General features: G+C 45.9%; 14 protein-coding genes. 11 read left to right on the top strand and 3 right to left on the bottom strand.

What is annotated here, in order from left to right; genetic code table 11:
- Positions 1 to 17 precede the first annotated feature (17 nt).
- Both BSZ04_RS23150 and BSZ04_RS23145 read right to left on the bottom strand, forming a co-directional pair.
- Positions 18 to 2,465: a sensor domain-containing protein gene (locus BSZ04_RS23150; protein ID WP_088881484.1), complete on the bottom strand. Its 2,448-nt coding sequence runs from the start codon at positions 2,463 to 2,465 to the stop codon at positions 18 to 20.
- Between the two features lie 199 nt (positions 2,466 to 2,664).
- The gene (locus tag BSZ04_RS23145) at positions 2,665 to 3,570 is read right to left on the bottom strand and encodes a DMT family transporter (RefSeq protein WP_010444912.1); all 906 of its coding nucleotides are present in this window, start codon (positions 3,568 to 3,570) and stop codon (positions 2,665 to 2,667) included.
- A gap of 169 nt (positions 3,571 to 3,739) precedes the next feature.
- On the opposite strand from BSZ04_RS23145, the gene rmuC reads away from it, so the two are divergent.
- The 7 genes from rmuC to tatC all read left to right on the top strand — a co-directional run bounded on the left by rmuC (position 3,740) and on the right by tatC (position 9,925).
- A complete protein-coding gene (gene rmuC, locus BSZ04_RS23140; RefSeq protein WP_088881483.1) occupies positions 3,740 to 5,272 on the top strand; it encodes a DNA recombination protein RmuC in 1,533 nt (510 codons plus the stop codon).
- Positions 5,273 to 5,350: 78 nt separating this feature from the next.
- On the top strand, positions 5,351 to 6,130 hold the full coding sequence (gene ubiE, locus BSZ04_RS23135; protein ID WP_010444918.1) for a bifunctional demethylmenaquinone methyltransferase/2-methoxy-6-polyprenyl-1,4-benzoquinol methylase UbiE: 780 nt from the start codon (positions 5,351 to 5,353) through the stop codon (positions 6,128 to 6,130).
- A gap of 11 nt (positions 6,131 to 6,141) precedes the next feature.
- Positions 6,142 to 6,777 (top strand): ubiquinone biosynthesis accessory factor UbiJ, encoded by a 636-nt coding sequence (locus BSZ04_RS23130; RefSeq protein ID WP_010444919.1) that lies wholly within the window; start codon positions 6,142 to 6,144, stop codon positions 6,775 to 6,777.
- The gene (ubiB, locus tag BSZ04_RS23125; RefSeq protein ID WP_010444921.1) at positions 6,774 to 8,408 is read left to right on the top strand and encodes a ubiquinone biosynthesis regulatory protein kinase UbiB; all 1,635 of its coding nucleotides are present in this window, start codon (positions 6,774 to 6,776) and stop codon (positions 8,406 to 8,408) included. Before BSZ04_RS23130 ends, ubiB begins: the two co-directional genes overlap by 4 nt.
- Before the next feature lie 48 nt (positions 8,409 to 8,456).
- The gene (gene tatA, locus BSZ04_RS23120) at positions 8,457 to 8,705 is read left to right on the top strand and encodes a Sec-independent protein translocase subunit TatA (RefSeq protein WP_005429959.1); all 249 of its coding nucleotides are present in this window, start codon (positions 8,457 to 8,459) and stop codon (positions 8,703 to 8,705) included.
- Positions 8,706 to 8,708: 3 nt separating this feature from the next.
- Positions 8,709 to 9,107 carry a Sec-independent protein translocase protein TatB gene (gene tatB / locus BSZ04_RS23115; protein WP_005430029.1) on the top strand — a complete coding sequence of 133 codons (399 nt, stop codon included), beginning with the start codon at positions 8,709 to 8,711 and terminating at the stop codon, positions 9,105 to 9,107.
- A 68-nt stretch (positions 9,108 to 9,175) separates the two neighbouring features.
- The gene (gene tatC, locus BSZ04_RS23110) at positions 9,176 to 9,925 is read left to right on the top strand and encodes a twin-arginine translocase subunit TatC (protein WP_005429982.1); all 750 of its coding nucleotides are present in this window, start codon (positions 9,176 to 9,178) and stop codon (positions 9,923 to 9,925) included.
- A 57-nt stretch (positions 9,926 to 9,982) separates the two neighbouring features.
- Here the strand turns inward: tatC and BSZ04_RS23105 are convergent, their stop codons facing one another.
- The gene (locus tag BSZ04_RS23105; protein WP_088881482.1) at positions 9,983 to 10,744 is read right to left on the bottom strand and encodes a TatD family hydrolase; all 762 of its coding nucleotides are present in this window, start codon (positions 10,742 to 10,744) and stop codon (positions 9,983 to 9,985) included.
- 186 nt (positions 10,745 to 10,930) lie between these two features.
- Between BSZ04_RS23105 and hemB the strand changes: the two genes are divergently transcribed.
- The 4 genes from hemB to spfP all read left to right on the top strand — a co-directional run bounded on the left by hemB (position 10,931) and on the right by spfP (position 16,190).
- Complete coding sequence (hemB, locus tag BSZ04_RS23095) at positions 10,931 to 11,992, top strand: porphobilinogen synthase (RefSeq protein WP_010444934.1); 1,062 nt, start codon at positions 10,931 to 10,933, stop codon at positions 11,990 to 11,992.
- A 125-nt stretch (positions 11,993 to 12,117) separates the two neighbouring features.
- The gene (locus BSZ04_RS23090; RefSeq protein WP_162531086.1) at positions 12,118 to 12,552 is read left to right on the top strand and encodes a GNAT family N-acetyltransferase; all 435 of its coding nucleotides are present in this window, start codon (positions 12,118 to 12,120) and stop codon (positions 12,550 to 12,552) included.
- Positions 12,553 to 13,156: 604 nt separating this feature from the next.
- Entirely contained in the window at positions 13,157 to 15,949 is a 2,793-nt protein-coding gene (gene polA, locus BSZ04_RS23080; protein WP_088881481.1) for a DNA polymerase I, read from the top strand.
- Between the two features lie 193 nt (positions 15,950 to 16,142).
- Positions 16,143 to 16,190 carry a small protein SpfP gene (spfP, locus tag BSZ04_RS25500; RefSeq protein ID WP_438356636.1) on the top strand — a complete coding sequence of 16 codons (48 nt, stop codon included), beginning with the start codon at positions 16,143 to 16,145 and terminating at the stop codon, positions 16,188 to 16,190.
- Positions 16,191 to 16,196: the final 6 nt, after the last annotated feature.

Here is a 16,196-nt window from a genome sequence, read left to right as displayed (position 1 = left end):
AGTGCTCGGTCTTTTTATTAATGAAACAGCCTTTCTGGCAGTACTGGAGCGCTAAATCGGTAGCCTTGCCCGTACAAACATCCTTTCTCTTTTAGATATTTTGCTTGTTCGTCTGTTTCAATACCTTCTGCGACTACTTTCAATGACAAGCTATTGCTCATTGCGATGATGGCATCAACAATGGCTTTACTATCTTCATTACTTGGCACATCAGAGACGAATGAACGGTCTACTTTGAGCTTAGTAATAGGTAAACCTTTTAGGTATGACAATGAAGAGTAGCCAGTACCAAAGTCATCCAGTGAAATCTCAACGCCGAGCTCTCTTAGTTGGTTTAACGACTCAATGGCATGTCGCGGGTCGTTCAACAAAAAGCTCTCGGTAATTTCTAGATCCAACAAGTTTGCAGGAAATTGAGTGCGTTCGAGAATGTCTTTCAATCGCTCAATAAAGCCGTTTTTTTGCAATTGAAGTGCTGAAACGTTGATCGCCATTTTTCCGAAGGCGATGCCTTTATCTAACCAGTATCGGCCTTGTTTGCATGCTTGCTCCATGACCCAAGGACCAATCACTTGAATCAAACCTGTTTTTTCAGCGATTGGGATGAAATCCGCTGGAGAAACTTGGCCAAGTTCTGGATGTTTCCAACGTAGTAGGGCTTCTACGCCGATTAGGCTTTTATTACTGAGTTGATATTGTGGCTGATACACGAGATACAGTTCGTCTTTCTCAATGGCTTCGTGCAAAGCAGATTGCAGGCGGACGTGAGATACCGATTTATCGGTTAGCTCTGGAGAGTAGAAAGCATAACCATTTCGTCCATTCTTCTTAGCAAGGTACATAGCCGTATCGGCATTTTTAAGTAAGGTTTCACTGTCTCGACCATCTTCAGGGTAGAGCGCAATACCGATGCTGGTTGATACTCTCAGTGATTCGTGGTTTGCCAATGAAAAAGGCTTTTTGAAGACAGTGAGAATGTCTTTAATCGTCGTGATTAGGTGCTCATTGTCATCGATCTCTGGCAAAATGATCACGAATTCATCACCACCAATTCGAGCTACATGAGCCGATAGATCTAGGACATGTTGCAGTCTTTCCGCAAGTTTTGTTAGCAATTGGTCGCCACAAAAATGACCTAAGCTGTCATTGATATGCTTGAAGTGGTCAATATCAAGGAATAGCGTAGCAAAAGACTGTTGGTTTTTTTGTCCGCTTTCAATGTGTTGTTCTAGCAGAGTGATTAGGTGTGTACGATTTGGCAGATTAGTGAGCGGATCATAAAATGCCATGCGTTGAAGCTTCTCTTCATGCGCTTTGCGAACGGTAATATCTTCAAATACACAGATATAATTAATCAGATGATTCTTATCATCTTTTACTGCACTGATGGTCGCTAACTGCGGATAGATACACCCATCCTTTTTGCGATTGATAAATTCGCCTTTCCATTGCCCTTTTGTTTCTAGCTGATGCCACAGCTCTTGATAAAAGCGGTCATCATGATGTCCAGAACGAAGAATATTAGGGTTTTTTCCTATCACTTCTGCGGCTGAGTAACCCGTGATATGAGTAAATGCGCTGTTAACGTCTAAGATATTGGCACGACGATCGGTGATCACCATCCCTTCTTGAGAGTTATTGAATATCTTTGAAGCGAGAGAAAGTTGCGTTTCTATCATCTTCCTGCGGGTAACGTTGCGTGTCATACCCAAAATACCAATCAGCTCACCAGCATGGTTGCGGACGGGTGATTTGATGGTTTCTAGCCAAGTCGGGTTATTGTTGTCATCAATCAAAGAGCACTCTTCAACAGTGTTTTGGCTGCCTGTCGCGATCACCAACTGGTCGGTATCGATGAACTTTTCCGCGCGAGCTTGGCTAAATAACTCAAAGTCGTTTTTCCCGACAATGTCATTGCTGGTCATGTTCCATGCTTGTTCCACACTGCGATTGGTCAAAGAGTAGCGGCCATCAATGCTCTTTATCCATGTATGATCATCAAGACAATCAACAAACTCTTGCAAGCTTGGTAGCAGCGACGTGTCTTGGTGCAGGTGTCTTGATTGTTCGCGATGAAAGCAAGTGCCCGCATCAAAGCTAATGCGCCCTGCGAGTGAAGATAGCCAGCCCTCTAACTCAGTGCAGTTATGGTTATCATGAACAAGAGCAATCGCTGCAAATAGCGTTTCATCGGGCAACCAGATAGGGCAGTAGCTTAATACTTGATTGGCAAAGCTGATACTTTCTACAGTTAAACTTGGAGCTTGGAAATCGCTTGTTGCAGAAGCGAGCTGGACAGCAATATCGCGACTGTGCCCAGTGGTGGTTTTAACTTCACTTAACTGCCATTGGCGAGTGTAGCTAAAAGTAAATAACTGACCTTGGGCTTGATAAGCTTGGCAGCACTGCTCAAGGGCTGCTTGCCAAGTATTAAGTTGGTCTGGTGAAATTGCAAAGCGAAACATATTAAATTAATTATCCTGACATGCCCCTGTTTGGCGCGCTACCACGTGCACCAATATGAGTAGTTAATTTGGGGCTTTGGTTATATCGTATCCAAAGCCCCCATAAATCCAAGTCAAGAATGAGAGATAAGATGAGTAATTTGTTAGCTATCTCTCTTTTTAACGAAATTGCATTTGGTTTTGTAAAGTTTCGCTTTATTTATTGCTGGGGCTCTGAAAGCTGCTTTTTGCCAAATTTTACTTGTTGGATCACCAAGCCGCTGATGATCAGCACCAAGCCTATCAAAGTGGATGGATGAATCTCTTCGCCAATGATGGTGGCAAGTAGCATTAAAGAGATGAACGGTGAGGCAAAAATCAGGTTGCTAATGCGAGCAGTGTTTTCGGTTAGCTTCAGTGCTGATAACCAAAGTACGAAGGTGACCCCCATCTCAAACAGACCCACGTAGGTTACTGCCGCCCAGCCTTTCGCGGTGATTTGGCCCCAGTCTGCACCTTCGTAGATACTCAAGCCAATCGCAAATGGGATGGCAACCAAAAAGCCAAGGAGTACGCCAATTACAGGATCGGCTTTGTTTTTGGTATTGAGAATCCAGTAACTTGCCCAAAGCAGAGTCGAGAGCAGAGCTAGCCCGACACCAAGCGGACTTTCAAAATCCATCCCTAACACATTGCCTTTGGTGGCAATCACGATGACTCCCAAATAACTAAAGCAGCATGCGATCCAGTCTTTACTTCGGATTTTTTGGCCTAAGAAAACCGCCGCCATTAAAGTCAAGGTGATCGCCCAACTGTAGTTGATCGCCTGTGCTTGGGAGGCGGGTAGCAAATCATAGGCCTTGAACAAAATCAGGTAGTAGGCCAGTGGGTTAATTAAACCGAGCAGTAAGTAGTACCAAGGATTAGAAAGAAACGTCGAGCTGAGCTGATTGAGCTTACCCTGCACACCACACACCATGATGAGTGCGATGGCTGAGACAATACTCGCCATGGTCAGCATCTGAATTGGTGTGAATTCCGCTAAAGTCAATTTAAATGCGGTTGCTACTGTTGACCAAAGTAATACCGCTGATAGCCCAAATCCTAGGGCGCGACGCTCGTTCATGATGCCTCTGTGTGATGAAGTACCGCTCATTGTTGTTGGTTTGAGCTGGTGTGAGTATGTTGTACGGAGCACCTAGTGTATGCGAGGATTTTTCATCCAACAAACTGGACATTTATCCAGTATGTAAATACCATTGTTAAAGATAAAAAACACAGGCTAACTCGCTATTATGCAATGGATTCTTGAGCATCAATCTCTCATTTTGTCTTCTCTTTTTACCGCGACTATTAGCGGCATTGCAGTGGGTTGGTGGGTCAAACAACGTTTTGCCACGCAAACCCAGCTACTTGAACAACAGCTCTTTTCTGAAAAACAACTTCATCAACAACAACTTGAGCAAGTGAAGCAAAGCCTTGCTGAGGCGCAGCAAGAACTAGATGAACTCGATGATGAACGCGATAAAGCAGCATTCGAGGTGCGCCAAACCCATGGTAAATTGATGGCGGCGATGGAAAAGTTGCGCTATTTCGAAGCAGTAAAACAAGAGCGCCAGCAGTATTTTGATGAGCTAGGGCAGATGCGAGAGCACAAATCGCGCCTTGAAACTCAGCTTCGTGAGCAGCAAGCGCGCCACGAGCAAATCAACCAAGCCAATGCGGAAAAACTGCAAATTCTTGAGCAAGCAGAAACGCGTTTGAAGCAGCAATTTGAGCACTTAGCGAATCAGTTGTTTGAAGAGAAAACCGCCAAAGTCGACATGCAAAACCGCCAGAGTTTGGAAGGTTTGCTGTCTCCACTTAAAGAGCAGTTAGAGGGGTTCAAAAAACAAGTTAACGACAGCTTCAGCCAAGAAGCCAAAGAGCGTCACACCTTGGTGCACGAGCTTAAAAACCTACAACGCTTGAATGAACACATGACCCGAGAAGCGGTCAATCTGACTCAAGCGCTGAAAGGTGACAACAAACAGCAGGGTAACTGGGGTGAAGTGGTTCTGGCTCGCGTCTTGGCAGAGTCTGGTTTGCGTGAAGGGCACGAGTATCAGACTCAAGTGAGCTTGCAAAATGAAGCGGGCAAACGCTATCAACCGGATGTAATTGTTCACTTACCGCAAAACAAGCAAGTGGTGGTCGATTCGAAAATGGCGTTAGTGGCGTACGAGCGCTACTTCAACGCAGAGAACGACATTCAACGTGAGCAGGCGCTAAGTGATCACTTAGCCGCGCTGCGTGCGCACATCAAAGGCTTGAGCCTTAAAGATTATCACCAGTTAAAAGGCATCCAGAGCTTAGACTACGTGCTGATGTTTATTCCGGTGGAACCTGCATTCCAAGTTGCGATTCAAGCCGATCCAAGTTTGGTTAAAGATGCGATGGAACAAAACATTATTTTGGTCAGCCCGACCACTTTGCTGGTGGCGCTACGTACGATAGATAACTTGTGGCGTAACGAACGCCAAAACGAAAACGCCCAATTGATCGCTGAACGAGCGGCGAAGCTGTATGACAAACTGCGCTTGTTTGTAGACGATATGGAAGGGCTTGGCGGCGCATTAGACAAAGCCAACCAAACTTACCAAGGGGCGATGAATAAGTTGGCGACAGGGCGTGGCAACGTGATCCGTCAGGCGGAAAGCTTTAAGCAACTCGGCGTTGAGGTGAAACGTCCTATTTCTCCTGATCTTGCCCAGTTAGCGCAGAGTGAGTCATTTTCGGAAAATGCTTCTTTAGTAGAAAGACATCCGGCTGAGGATAAAGTAAACTAATCGCCCGCAGTACAGTGGGCGACTATATTTGTCAGCAACCGCCCCGAAGTGAGAAAGTGCTGCCCAAGAGGAATCAGAATGACGGACACAAGCGTGCAATCAAATACAGCGTTAGAAAATGACACTACCCACTTTGGTTTTACCACAGTGGCAAAAGACGAAAAAGTGACCAAAGTTGCCGAAGTTTTCCACTCAGTGGCAGCAAAATACGACATCATGAATGACCTGATGTCAGGTGGTGTTCACCGCCTTTGGAAGCGTTTTACTATTGATTGCAGTGGCGCTCGTCCAGGTCAACGTGTTCTTGACCTAGGTGGTGGTACTGGCGACCTGACGGCGAAATTCTCGCGCATTGTTGGCGATCAAGGCCACGTGATCCTAGCGGACATCAACAACTCAATGCTGAATGTAGGTCGTGACAAGCTACGCGACAACGGCATTGTAGGTAACGTGCATTACGTGCAAGCGAATGCAGAAGAACTGCCTTTTCCAGATGATTACTTTGACGTGATCACTATCAGCTTCTGTCTACGTAACGTAACTGATAAAGACAAAGCACTGCGCTCTATGTTCCGCGTATTGAAGCCAGGTGGTCGTCTGTTGGTGCTTGAGTTCTCAAAACCAATTCTAGAGCCGCTATCAAAAGTGTACGACGCGTACTCTTTCCACCTATTGCCTAAAATGGGTGAGCTAGTGGCAAATGACGCAGACAGCTACCGTTACCTAGCAGAATCTATCCGCATGCACCCAGATCAAGATACGCTGGAAGGCATGATGAAAGAAGCAGGCTTCGAAAACACCAAATACTACAACCTAACGGGTGGTATTGTGGCGCTGCACCGCGGCTACAAATTCTAAGGATAAGCGGTATGCCATTTGAACCTCTTATCACTGCCGTTATTGAAACGACATTAAATACGCTGATTAAAGACGATCCTGAATTGGGTCGTCGTTTGTCACGTCTTAAAGGTCAGGTGATTCAAATTCATCTGAAAGAAATCAATAAGACGCTGACGTTCATCTTCAGCCAGCAAATCGATGTTTTGGGTAATTACGAAGGTCAGCCAGATTGTTATCTGTCACTGAATCTAAGCGTACTGCCTGAGTTGCGCGATCAAGCCAACATCACTCGCCTTATCAAGCAAGATAAACTTGAGCTTGAAGGTGACATTCAATTGGCACAGAAATTCTCTCAATTGATGGTGGATTGCAAACCCGATATCGAAGAGTGGCTGTCTCGCGTGACGGGTGATGTCGTGGCACATACTTTTGTGCAAGGCACCAAAAACGTCGGCGGTTTCTTTGCTTCTCAAGCAGAAAAACATCAGCGTCATCTTGCTCAAGTGGTAACAGAAGAGTGGAAACTGGCGCCAGCACCGCTGGAAATCGCCCACTTCTGTGACCAAGTGGATGACGTTCGCAGCCAAGCTTCTCGCGTTGAAGCGCGCCTAAACGCACTACTAAACAAATTCGACTCGGATAAGTCTGCGCTGGAGAACTCATGACGCCAGCAGAAATAAAGCGCTTATACCAAATCATTAAAGTTCAGCTGGAATACGGCTTGGATGAGTTGTTGCCTGATCATCAACTGACCAAAGCACCGCTTTTGATGCGCAAAAGCCTATTCTGGATTAAGAACAAGCACCCAGATAAACCGTTAGGTGAGCGTCTTCGTCTCGCTCTGCAAGAACTTGGCCCGGTTTGGATTAAGTTTGGTCAGATGATGTCGACCCGCCGTGACCTTTTCCCTCCGCATATCGCCGATCCTCTTGCGCTTTTGCAAGACCAAGTTGCGCCATTTGATGGGCAGCTTGCGAAGGAGCAAATGGAACTGGCACTGGGTGGTCCATTAGAGAACTGGTTCACGGAATTTGATATCAAACCGTTAGCGTCTGCGTCGATTGCCCAAGTGCATACGGCGCGTTTAAAAGACACTAACCAAGAAGTGGTATTAAAGGTCATCCGTCCAGATATTCGTCCGGTGATTGATTCAGATCTAAAACTGATGCACCGAATGGCGCGTATAGTCGCCGGAGCGATGCCTGAAGCACGTCGTTTAAAACCGGTCGAAGTGGTTCGTGAGTACGAAAAAACCTTACTTGATGAACTCGATTTGCGTCGCGAAGCGGCGAACGCGATTCAACTGCGTCGCAACTTCGAAGGCAGTGAAGAGCTTTACGTACCAGAAGTTTTTCCTGACTTTAGTAATGAAACTGTCATGGTTTCTGAGCGAATATATGGCATCCAAGTCTCTGATATTGAAGGCTTGGAAGCGAATGGCACCAATATGAAACTGCTCGCGGAACGCGGTGTGAGTGTGTTCTTCACTCAGGTGTTCCGAGATAGCTTTTTCCATGCCGACATGCACCCAGGCAACGTGTTTGTTAAGCCGGAGCATCCAGAGAATCCAATGTGGATTGGGCTCGATTGCGGGATCGTTGGTACACTTAATAGTGAAGACAAACGATATCTGGCGGAAAACTTCCTCGCTTTCTTCAATCGTGATTACCGCCGCGTAGCGGAATTACACGTTGATTCGGGGTGGGTGCCTGCCGATACCAATGTCGATGAATTTGAATTTGCGATTCGCATTGTGTGTGAGCCAATCTTTGCTAAACCACTGTGTGAAATCTCTTTCGGTCACGTACTGTTGAACCTGTTCAACACTGCGCGTCGATTCAACATGGAAGTGCAACCGCAGCTTGTGTTGCTACAAAAAACGCTGTTGTACGTCGAAGGACTGGGTCGCCAGTTGTACCCGCAACTTGATTTGTGGGAGACCGCGAAACCTTTCCTTGAAGAATGGATGATGAACCAAGTCGGTCCGCAAGCTTTAGTGAATGCCATTAAAGACCGCGCGCCGTTTTGGGCAGAGAAGTTACCGGAACTGCCGGAGCTGCTTTACGATAGCCTCAAACAAGGCAAAGCCATGAATCAACGCATGGATCAGCTTTATCAAGGTTACCGTCAGAGTAAGCGTCAGCAGGCGACAGGAAAGTTTTTATTTGGTGTTGGAGCCACTTTAGTCGTATGCTCGGCAATATTGGTGGATAACGCTTATGAGCAGCTATCGATGGCCTGCGGTATCGCAGGGGTCACATTTTGGTTGCTTAGTTGGCGAGCTTATCGTCGATAGACGTTAAACTCTTGAAATAAATTTGTTTAAAGACCCGAGGTAAAAAGAATGGGTGGTATCAGTGTTTGGCAACTTCTAATCATTGCTGTAATTGTTGTATTGCTATTCGGAACTAAGAAACTACGCGGTATCGGTGGCGATCTGGGTGGTGCCGTTAAGGGCTTCAAAAAAGCAATGAGCGAAGATGAGCCTGCGAAGAAAGACGACAAAGACGCAGACTTCGAGCCAAAAAGTCTAGAAGAGCAGCAAAAGAAAGAAGCAGCTCCTGAATCGAAAAAAGACAAAGAGCAGGCGTAAAACGTGTTTGATATCGGTTTTTGGGAACTGGTATTAATATCTGTTGTTGGTCTGGTTGTTCTTGGTCCCGAGCGTTTGCCACATGCCATCCGCAGTGTCTCTCGTTTTGTCGGAGCAGCGAAGAGTATGGCAAACAGCGTCAAAGACGAGTTGTCACACGAGCTGAAAGTTCAAGAACTGCAAGAAAACTTGCGCAAAGCTGAGCAAATGGGGATGGATGATCTATCTCCTGAGCTGAAATCTTCAGTCGAAGAGTTGAAGAAAGCGGCGCAATCTGTAAACCGCCCTTACGCGGAGCCAACCAAATCAGAAGCGGAGCCTAAACAAGAGGCACCTGCGACTGAAACCGTTGAGAAAGCGGAAGAGATTAAGGTTACAGCGGCAGATAAGAAAGCCGAATAGTCTCATTAGGAGGAGCTACTAGTGATTGGTAGCTCCTTTTTGATCAGGTTTTAAAAAAGAGGTTTGCCATGTCTACCGTCGAGCAGACACAACCTTTAATTAGTCATTTATTAGAACTTCGCAACCGACTGCTTAAAGCCATTGCTGCAGTATTGGTGGTGTTTGTTGGACTAATTTACTTCTCTAACCACATTTACGAGTTTGTCTCAGCGCCTTTGGTAGAGCGTCTACCTGAAGGTGCCACGATGATTGCTACTGATGTGGCTTCACCGTTTTTCACGCCTTTGAAGCTAACCTTGATTGCTTCGGTGTTTATTGCGGTGCCGTTTATCTTGTACCAAGTGTGGGCATTTGTTGCGCCAGGCTTGTACAAGCATGAACGTCGATTGATCATGCCACTGCTGTTCTCGAGCTCACTGTTGTTCTATTGCGGCGTGGCGTTTGCCTACTTCGTGGTATTCCCGCTGGTGTTTGGCTTCTTTACTGCTATCTCTCTTGGTGGGGTAGAGTTCGCAACCGACATCTCGAGTTACCTTGATTTTGTTCTGGCGTTGTTTATGGCGTTTGGTATTGCGTTTGAAGTGCCTGTAGCGATTATCTTGCTATGTTGGACTGGCGCAACCACACCACAAGATCTGAAAGAGAAGCGCCCATACATTATTGTGTGTGCGTTTATTGTCGGCATGCTATTGACGCCGCCGGATATGATCTCGCAAACCCTACTCGCAATTCCGATGTGTTTGCTGTTTGAGGTGGGTTTGTTCTTCGCGCGTTTCTACACACGTAAAGACGACGAACAAGAAGAAGTGGAAGAGTAATTCCACATTTCAGCATTAAAAAAGCGGCTTATATAGCCGCTTTTTATTTGATGTTTCCTACACTTTAAACAAGGTTTCAGCATTTTGGGTCGTCAGAGCATCAATCGCTTCAACGCTTTCCTCGCGTAATTCCGCTACGCGAGCTGCCACCAACGAAGTATAAGCCGGCTCGTTACGTTTACCACGATGTGGTACAGGCGCTAGGTATGGGCAGTCTGTTTCTAGAATTACCCAGTCCATATCCAGATGCGGGATGACCTTATCCATACCACCATTTTTAAACGTAGAGACACCACCCAGACCTAAGTGGAATCCTAGCTCGTTGATCGCTTGCGCTTCTTCTACGCTACCGCCAAAACAGTGGAATACACCACGTAAGCGACCGTCTTGTTCTTGACGAAGTAAGGTCAGTGTTTCTTCAATAGAGTCACGTGTATGGATAACGACAGGTAAATCCATCTCTTTAGCCCAGTTTAACTGAGTCACAAACGCCATCTCTTGCTCTGCGCGGAAAGTTTTATCCCAGTAAAGATCGATACCGATTTCGCCCACTGCAATGAAGTTGTGCTTATCAAACCAGCCACGAATGATTTCCAGTGTTTGTTCCACATTGCCGTCCACGTAACAAGGGTGTAGTCCCATCATTGAACGACAAACCTCAGGGTAAGTTGCTTCGGTTTTTAGCATCGGCTCAATAGATTCAAGATCGATGTTTGGCAGCAGAATTCTATCAATGCCTTGTTCTAAAGCGCGCTTCACCACCTCGTCGCGGTCGTTATCAAATTCGCTAGCGTAAATATGAGCGTGAGTATCGATCATCGTTGGTCTCTATGGTTTATCGGTATATGGAATTAGTGAGAAGTATACTTGAGTGTGAGTGCTGGGTCATTTTCAGTTTTTTTCATGCCGTTTTTCCATATTGCTGCTCGCAAGGTACATCAAGAGTGATATGATTTTGCCACCAGATGATTTGATCATCTTAACCTTCCAGACAAGGAGAAAGTGGTGTCTGTATCAATTCAAGGTCCATTCCCTGCACGCCGTATGCGTCGTATGCGTAAGCACGATTTTAGTCGTCGTCTGATGGCTGAAAACCAAGTTTCAGTAAACGATCTGATTTACCCAATGTTTGTTTTAATGGGTAAAGATCGCCGTGAAAGTGTTGAATCGATGCCGGGTGTAGAGCGTTTGTCGATTGATTTAATGCTAGAAGAAGCACAATACCTAGCGAACCTAGGCGTACCAGCAATCGCGCTTTTCCCTGTCGTAAACCAAGACGCTAAAAGCTTATGTGCGGCTGAAGCCTACAATCCTGAAGGTTTGGTTCAGCGCGCAGTACGTGCATTAAAAGAGCACGTACCTCAAATCGGTGTGATCACAGACGTGGCACTCGACCCATTCACTACACACGGCCAAGACGGCATCATCGATGAAGATGGCTACGTGATGAATGATGAAACAACCGAAGTCCTTGTAAAACAAGCACTGTCTCACGCAGAAGCCGGCGCAGATGTAGTTGCACCATCAGATATGATGGATGGCCGTATCGGTAAAATTCGTGAAGCACTAGAAGAAGCGGGTCACATCCATACTCAAATCATGGCTTACTCTGCGAAGTACGCATCAAACTACTATGGTCCATTCCGTGATGCGGTCGGTTCAGCATCGAACCTAAAAGGTGGCAACAAGAAAAACTACCAAATGGATCCTGCAAACAGCGATGAAGCGCTGCATGAAGTAGCACTCGACATCAATGAAGGCGCAGACATGGTGATGGTTAAGCCTGGTATGCCTTACCTTGATGTGGTTCGCCGTGTTAAGACTGAGCTTCAAGTTCCAACATTCGCTTACCAAGTTTCTGGTGAGTATGCGATGCACAAAGCGGCCATCATGAATGGCTGGTTGAAAGAGCGTGAGACCGTGATGGAATCTCTGCTTTGTTTCAAACGTGCCGGTGCTGATGGCATCCTGACTTACTTCGCGAAAGACGTAGCTGAGTGGCTAGCGGAAGAAAACGCACAAGCTGCGGAGCACCTAGTAAAGACTCAAGAAGCGACAGAAGAGTAATTATCGCTCAATGAGAAAAGCCAGGCCGACAATTGTTGTCGGTCTGAATATACCCAAGTACCCTCAAGACGGAATACACACGGCTTGAAGTTACTTGGGTATATTTATTTCTGGAGAGTAAGACAATGACAATGTTGATTCGTGAAGGCACGCTGGAAGAAACGATCCAAGTGGTGGCTCGTGTTACTGAGTTTGCACGTGGTGAGACGGTTGAATCCATGGCAGGGCGCCTTGGAGATAAAAAAAGTTTAATCTTAGTGGCTGAGAAAGCTGGGACGATCCTTGGTTTTAAAATTGGCTACGAATTAGATGATTACACCTTCTACAGCTGGTTTGGTGGCGTAGCGCCAGAAGCGCGCAATGAGGGTGTTGCGCAGATGTTATTAGAAGCTCAAGAGGACTGGGTCGCTGAACAGGGCTATAAAACCTTAAAAGTGAAATCACGTAACCAATTTCCTGCCATGCTCCGTTTGTTGCTAAGAAATGATTACATCATTGAAAAATTTGAAGAAAAACCTAACTTGCGTGAGTCTCGAGTCCACTTTATTAAGGCGCTATAAAAATAAATGAGATTTTCTCTCATTTAGCTATTGACTGTTAAATGAGAATCATTATTATTAAACCTGTCTTAGGGAATGAGGAAAGTTCACAAGGACGTTGAATTGCTAATTAACCAAGTGTTGAGAAGGTAATGAAACATTTTCCCAGAACTTGCACGAATTCTTTTTGACACGACATTGCTCACATTGCTTCCAGTGTAATTTATAGCTTCTTGGTCAAGCTGCCATACAAATGGAAATAGCTTTACCGCTTCTGCTAGGCGACCCTATATGGGTCGCTTTTTCTTTTCTAATTTTTCTATTTGACGCCATCATTTTTAACTTTTCCACATAACATGATCATTTCAGGATCGTTGATCTTTTCGTCTTTTTATAAATATTTCATTAAAAAACAAGGATTTAAATTGCTATTTTGCAGTTTTTTTAAGTTGAGGAAAACCAGTGGATAATTTCTACTAACAGAGTTATCCACAGCTTGGTGGCTTTTGTTTGTATGAAACGGGGATATTTCCGAGAGCTGGATCGAGCGAACAAGATAGATTCGGATCAGTAGTCATGGCATTCTAAGCAGATCTATTAAGTACTGATTTGGATACAGACAATTATGGCAAGTATTCCTGAAAATCCGTTGATTCTGATCGACGGCTCTTCTTATCTATATCGCGCTTTTCACGCTTACCCTGGCACGATGAGTAACGGTGAAATCCCAACTAACGCTGTTTACGGTGTGGTGAACATGTTACGCAGCATGATGCGCCAGTTCGCTTCTGATCGTATCGCGGTGGTTTTCGATGCGAAGGGTAAAACCTTCCGTGACGATATGTACCCGGAATACAAAGCGAATCGCCCACCAATGCCGGATGATCTTCGTTGCCAGATTGAACCACTGCACAACGTCATTCGTGCCATGGGTCTGCCTCTAATCTGTATTCCTGGTGTAGAGGCCGATGATGTGATCGGTACTCTGGCTTATCAGGCATCGCAGCAAGGCATGCCTGTTTTGATCAGTACTGGCGATAAAGATATGGCGCAGTTGGTGGATGACAACGTTACCTTGATCAACACCATGACCAACGTCGTGATGGATCGCGAAGGTGTCGTTGAGAAGTTTGGTATCCCACCAGAATTGATCATCGACTACCTAGCGTTGATGGGCGATAAAGTTGATAACATTCCTGGCGTTCCGGGTGTCGGTGACAAAACCGCAACGGCTCTGCTACAAGGCATTGGCGGTCTGACAAAGCTGTACGAAAACCTTGATGATATCGCTGCACTTGGCTTCCGTGGCTCGAAAACCATGGCGAAGAAGCTAGTCGACAACAAAGACAATGCCATGCTGTCTTACGAGCTTGCCACCATCAAGCTTGATGTGGAGCTGGATGGGATGCCAGAATCATTGCTAAAAGCAGAACCAAGCACAGATGAGCTGATCAAACTGTACGGTCAGTTGACGTTTAAATCTTGGCTAAATGAGCTCTTAGAAGGCGGCACAGGCGTGGTTGAAGCGGATGAATCAACTGGCGCAGCGCGTGGTGGTTCTGCTTCATCTAAAGCCGATATGGATACCTCAGCGGTAAAAATCGACCGTAGCCAATACGAAACCATCCTAGATGAAGCTTCATTCAATGCTTGGTTAGACAAACTAAAAGCATCGGAGTTATTCGCGTTTGATACTGAAACCGACAGCCTAGATTACATGGTGGCAAACTTGGTTGGTTTGTCATTTGCAACAGATGAAGGCATTGCTGCTTATGTACCAGTGGCTCACGACTACCTAGATGCGCCGCAGCAACTGGATCGTGATTGGGTATTGGCACAGCTAAAGCCGATTCTTGAAGATGAGGCTCAAGCTAAAGTCGGTCAGAACCTAAAATACGACGCGTCGGTGCTGGCTCGCTACGGTATTGAGATGAAAGGCATCAAGCACGACACCATGTTGGCGTCTTACGTATACAACAGTGTTGGCGGTAAACACGATATGGACAGCTTGGCACTGCGATTCCTGCAGCACAGCTGTATTTCATTCGAACAAATCGCAGGCAAAGGTAAGAACCAGCTAACCTTCAACCAAATTGAGCTTGATGAAGCTTCTCCATACGCGGCAGAAGATGCGGACGTGACACTTCGTCTACACAACCGTCTATCGGCGAACATCGATCAAGATGAAAAGCTAAAAACGGTTTACGAAGAGATTGAAATGCCACTCGTGCCAGTGTTGTCTCGTATTGAGCGCACTGGTGTGCTGATTGATGACATGAAGTTGGGCGCGCAGTCGGTAGAAATCGCAGCTCGTCTTGAAGAGCTTGAGCAAAAAGCCTACGAGATTGCGGAACAAGAGTTCAACATGAACTCACCTAAGCAGCTGCAAGCAATCCTATTTGAGAAAATGGGTCTACCAGTTATTAAGAAGACGCCTTCAGGTACGCCTTCTACCAATGAAGAAGTGCTGCAAGAGCTGGCTTTGGACTACCCACTACCAAAACTGATTTTGGAGTACCGTGGTCTGGCGAAGCTAAAATCCACATACACTGACAAATTGCCGAAGATGATCAATCCATCAACGGGTCGTGTACACACGTCTTATCATCAAGCGGTAACCGCAACGGGTCGTCTATCATCGACCGATCCTAACTTGCAGAATATCCCAATTCGTAACGAAGAAGGTCGCCGTATTCGCCAAGCATTTATTGCTCCTACGGGGTACAAGATTCTGGCTGTCGACTACTCGCAGATTGAATTGCGTATTATGGCGCACTTATCGGATGACCAAGCGCTGCTTGATGCATTCCGCCATGGCAAAGATATCCATGCGGCAACGGCAGCAGAAATCATGGGCGTTGCAATTGAGGATGTTTCAAGCGAGCAGCGTCGTCGCGCAAAAGCGGTTAACTTTGGCCTTATCTACGGCATGAGTGCATTTGGTTTGGCGAAGCAGCTAGGTATTCCGCGTGGTGAAGCACAAGCGTACATGGACAAGTACTTTGAGCGTTACCCGGGCGTGATGCAATACATGGAAGACACGCGCAGTGCTGCTTCTGCCCAAGGATATGTAGAAACTATCTTTGGTCGTCGCCTGCACCTGCCTGAAATCCAATCGCGTAACGGTATGCGCCGTAAAGCGGCAGAGCGTGCAGCGATCAACGCACCAATGCAAGGTACCGCAGCGGATATCATCAAGAAAGCGATGCTACTGGTTGATCAGTGGATTCAAGAAGAAGGCAACGGTCGTGTGAAACTTCTGATGCAAGTGCACGATGAATTAGTGTTTGAAGTTGAAGAGTCGTCTTTGTCCGAAATTGAAAGTAAAGTACAGAATTTGATGGAATCTGCAGCAGAGCTGAAAGTGCCTCTAGTCGCTGATGCTGGTCATGGTGATAACTGGGATCAAGCACACTAGTCATTTTTAAGCCAATTTAGCCGATTTATTATGAGCCAGCGCACAAACGCTGGCTTTTTTGTGCTAATAAAAAAGCGATTTGATTGTGATAATTGTTGTTGCTTAATAAAAGATTAATGAAAAAAAACTACAAAAGTTCTTTGCAAATCTGACCAATTGTTGTACATTATCTCTCGTAGGGTACAGAGGTAAGATGTTCTATCTTTCAGACCTTTTGTTTCACGTTATTGGATTAGGCTGATTCAGC

This window comes from Vibrio rotiferianus (assembly GCF_002214395.1).
Classification (GTDB): Bacteria; Pseudomonadota; Gammaproteobacteria; order Enterobacterales; family Vibrionaceae; genus Vibrio; species Vibrio rotiferianus.
Note: the sequence above shows the minus strand (reverse complement) of the source record. Positions and strands in the feature narration are given on the sequence as shown.

Excerpts from the sequence above, each read along its gene's own strand:
- BSZ04_RS23150 (WP_088881484.1), bottom strand. The coding sequence starts at position 2,465 with ATGTTTCGCTTTGCAATTTCACCAGACCAACTTAATACTTGGCAAGCA.
- polA (WP_088881481.1), top strand. The coding sequence starts at position 13,157 with ATGGCAAGTATTCCTGAAAATCCGTTGATTCTGATCGACGGCTCTTCT.
- BSZ04_RS23105 (WP_088881482.1), bottom strand. The coding sequence starts at position 10,744 with ATGATCGATACTCACGCTCATATTTACGCTAGCGAATTTGATAACGAC.
- rmuC (WP_088881483.1), top strand. The coding sequence starts at position 3,740 with ATGCAATGGATTCTTGAGCATCAATCTCTCATTTTGTCTTCTCTTTTT.
- BSZ04_RS23090 (WP_162531086.1), top strand. The coding sequence starts at position 12,118 with ATGACAATGTTGATTCGTGAAGGCACGCTGGAAGAAACGATCCAAGTG.
- ubiE (WP_010444918.1), top strand. The coding sequence starts at position 5,351 with ATGACGGACACAAGCGTGCAATCAAATACAGCGTTAGAAAATGACACT.
- BSZ04_RS23130 (WP_010444919.1), top strand. The coding sequence starts at position 6,142 with ATGCCATTTGAACCTCTTATCACTGCCGTTATTGAAACGACATTAAAT.
- ubiB (WP_010444921.1), top strand. The coding sequence starts at position 6,774 with ATGACGCCAGCAGAAATAAAGCGCTTATACCAAATCATTAAAGTTCAG.
- tatC (WP_005429982.1), top strand. The coding sequence starts at position 9,176 with ATGTCTACCGTCGAGCAGACACAACCTTTAATTAGTCATTTATTAGAA.
- tatA (WP_005429959.1), top strand. The coding sequence starts at position 8,457 with ATGGGTGGTATCAGTGTTTGGCAACTTCTAATCATTGCTGTAATTGTT.
- BSZ04_RS23145 (WP_010444912.1), bottom strand. The coding sequence starts at position 3,570 with ATGAACGAGCGTCGCGCCCTAGGATTTGGGCTATCAGCGGTATTACTT.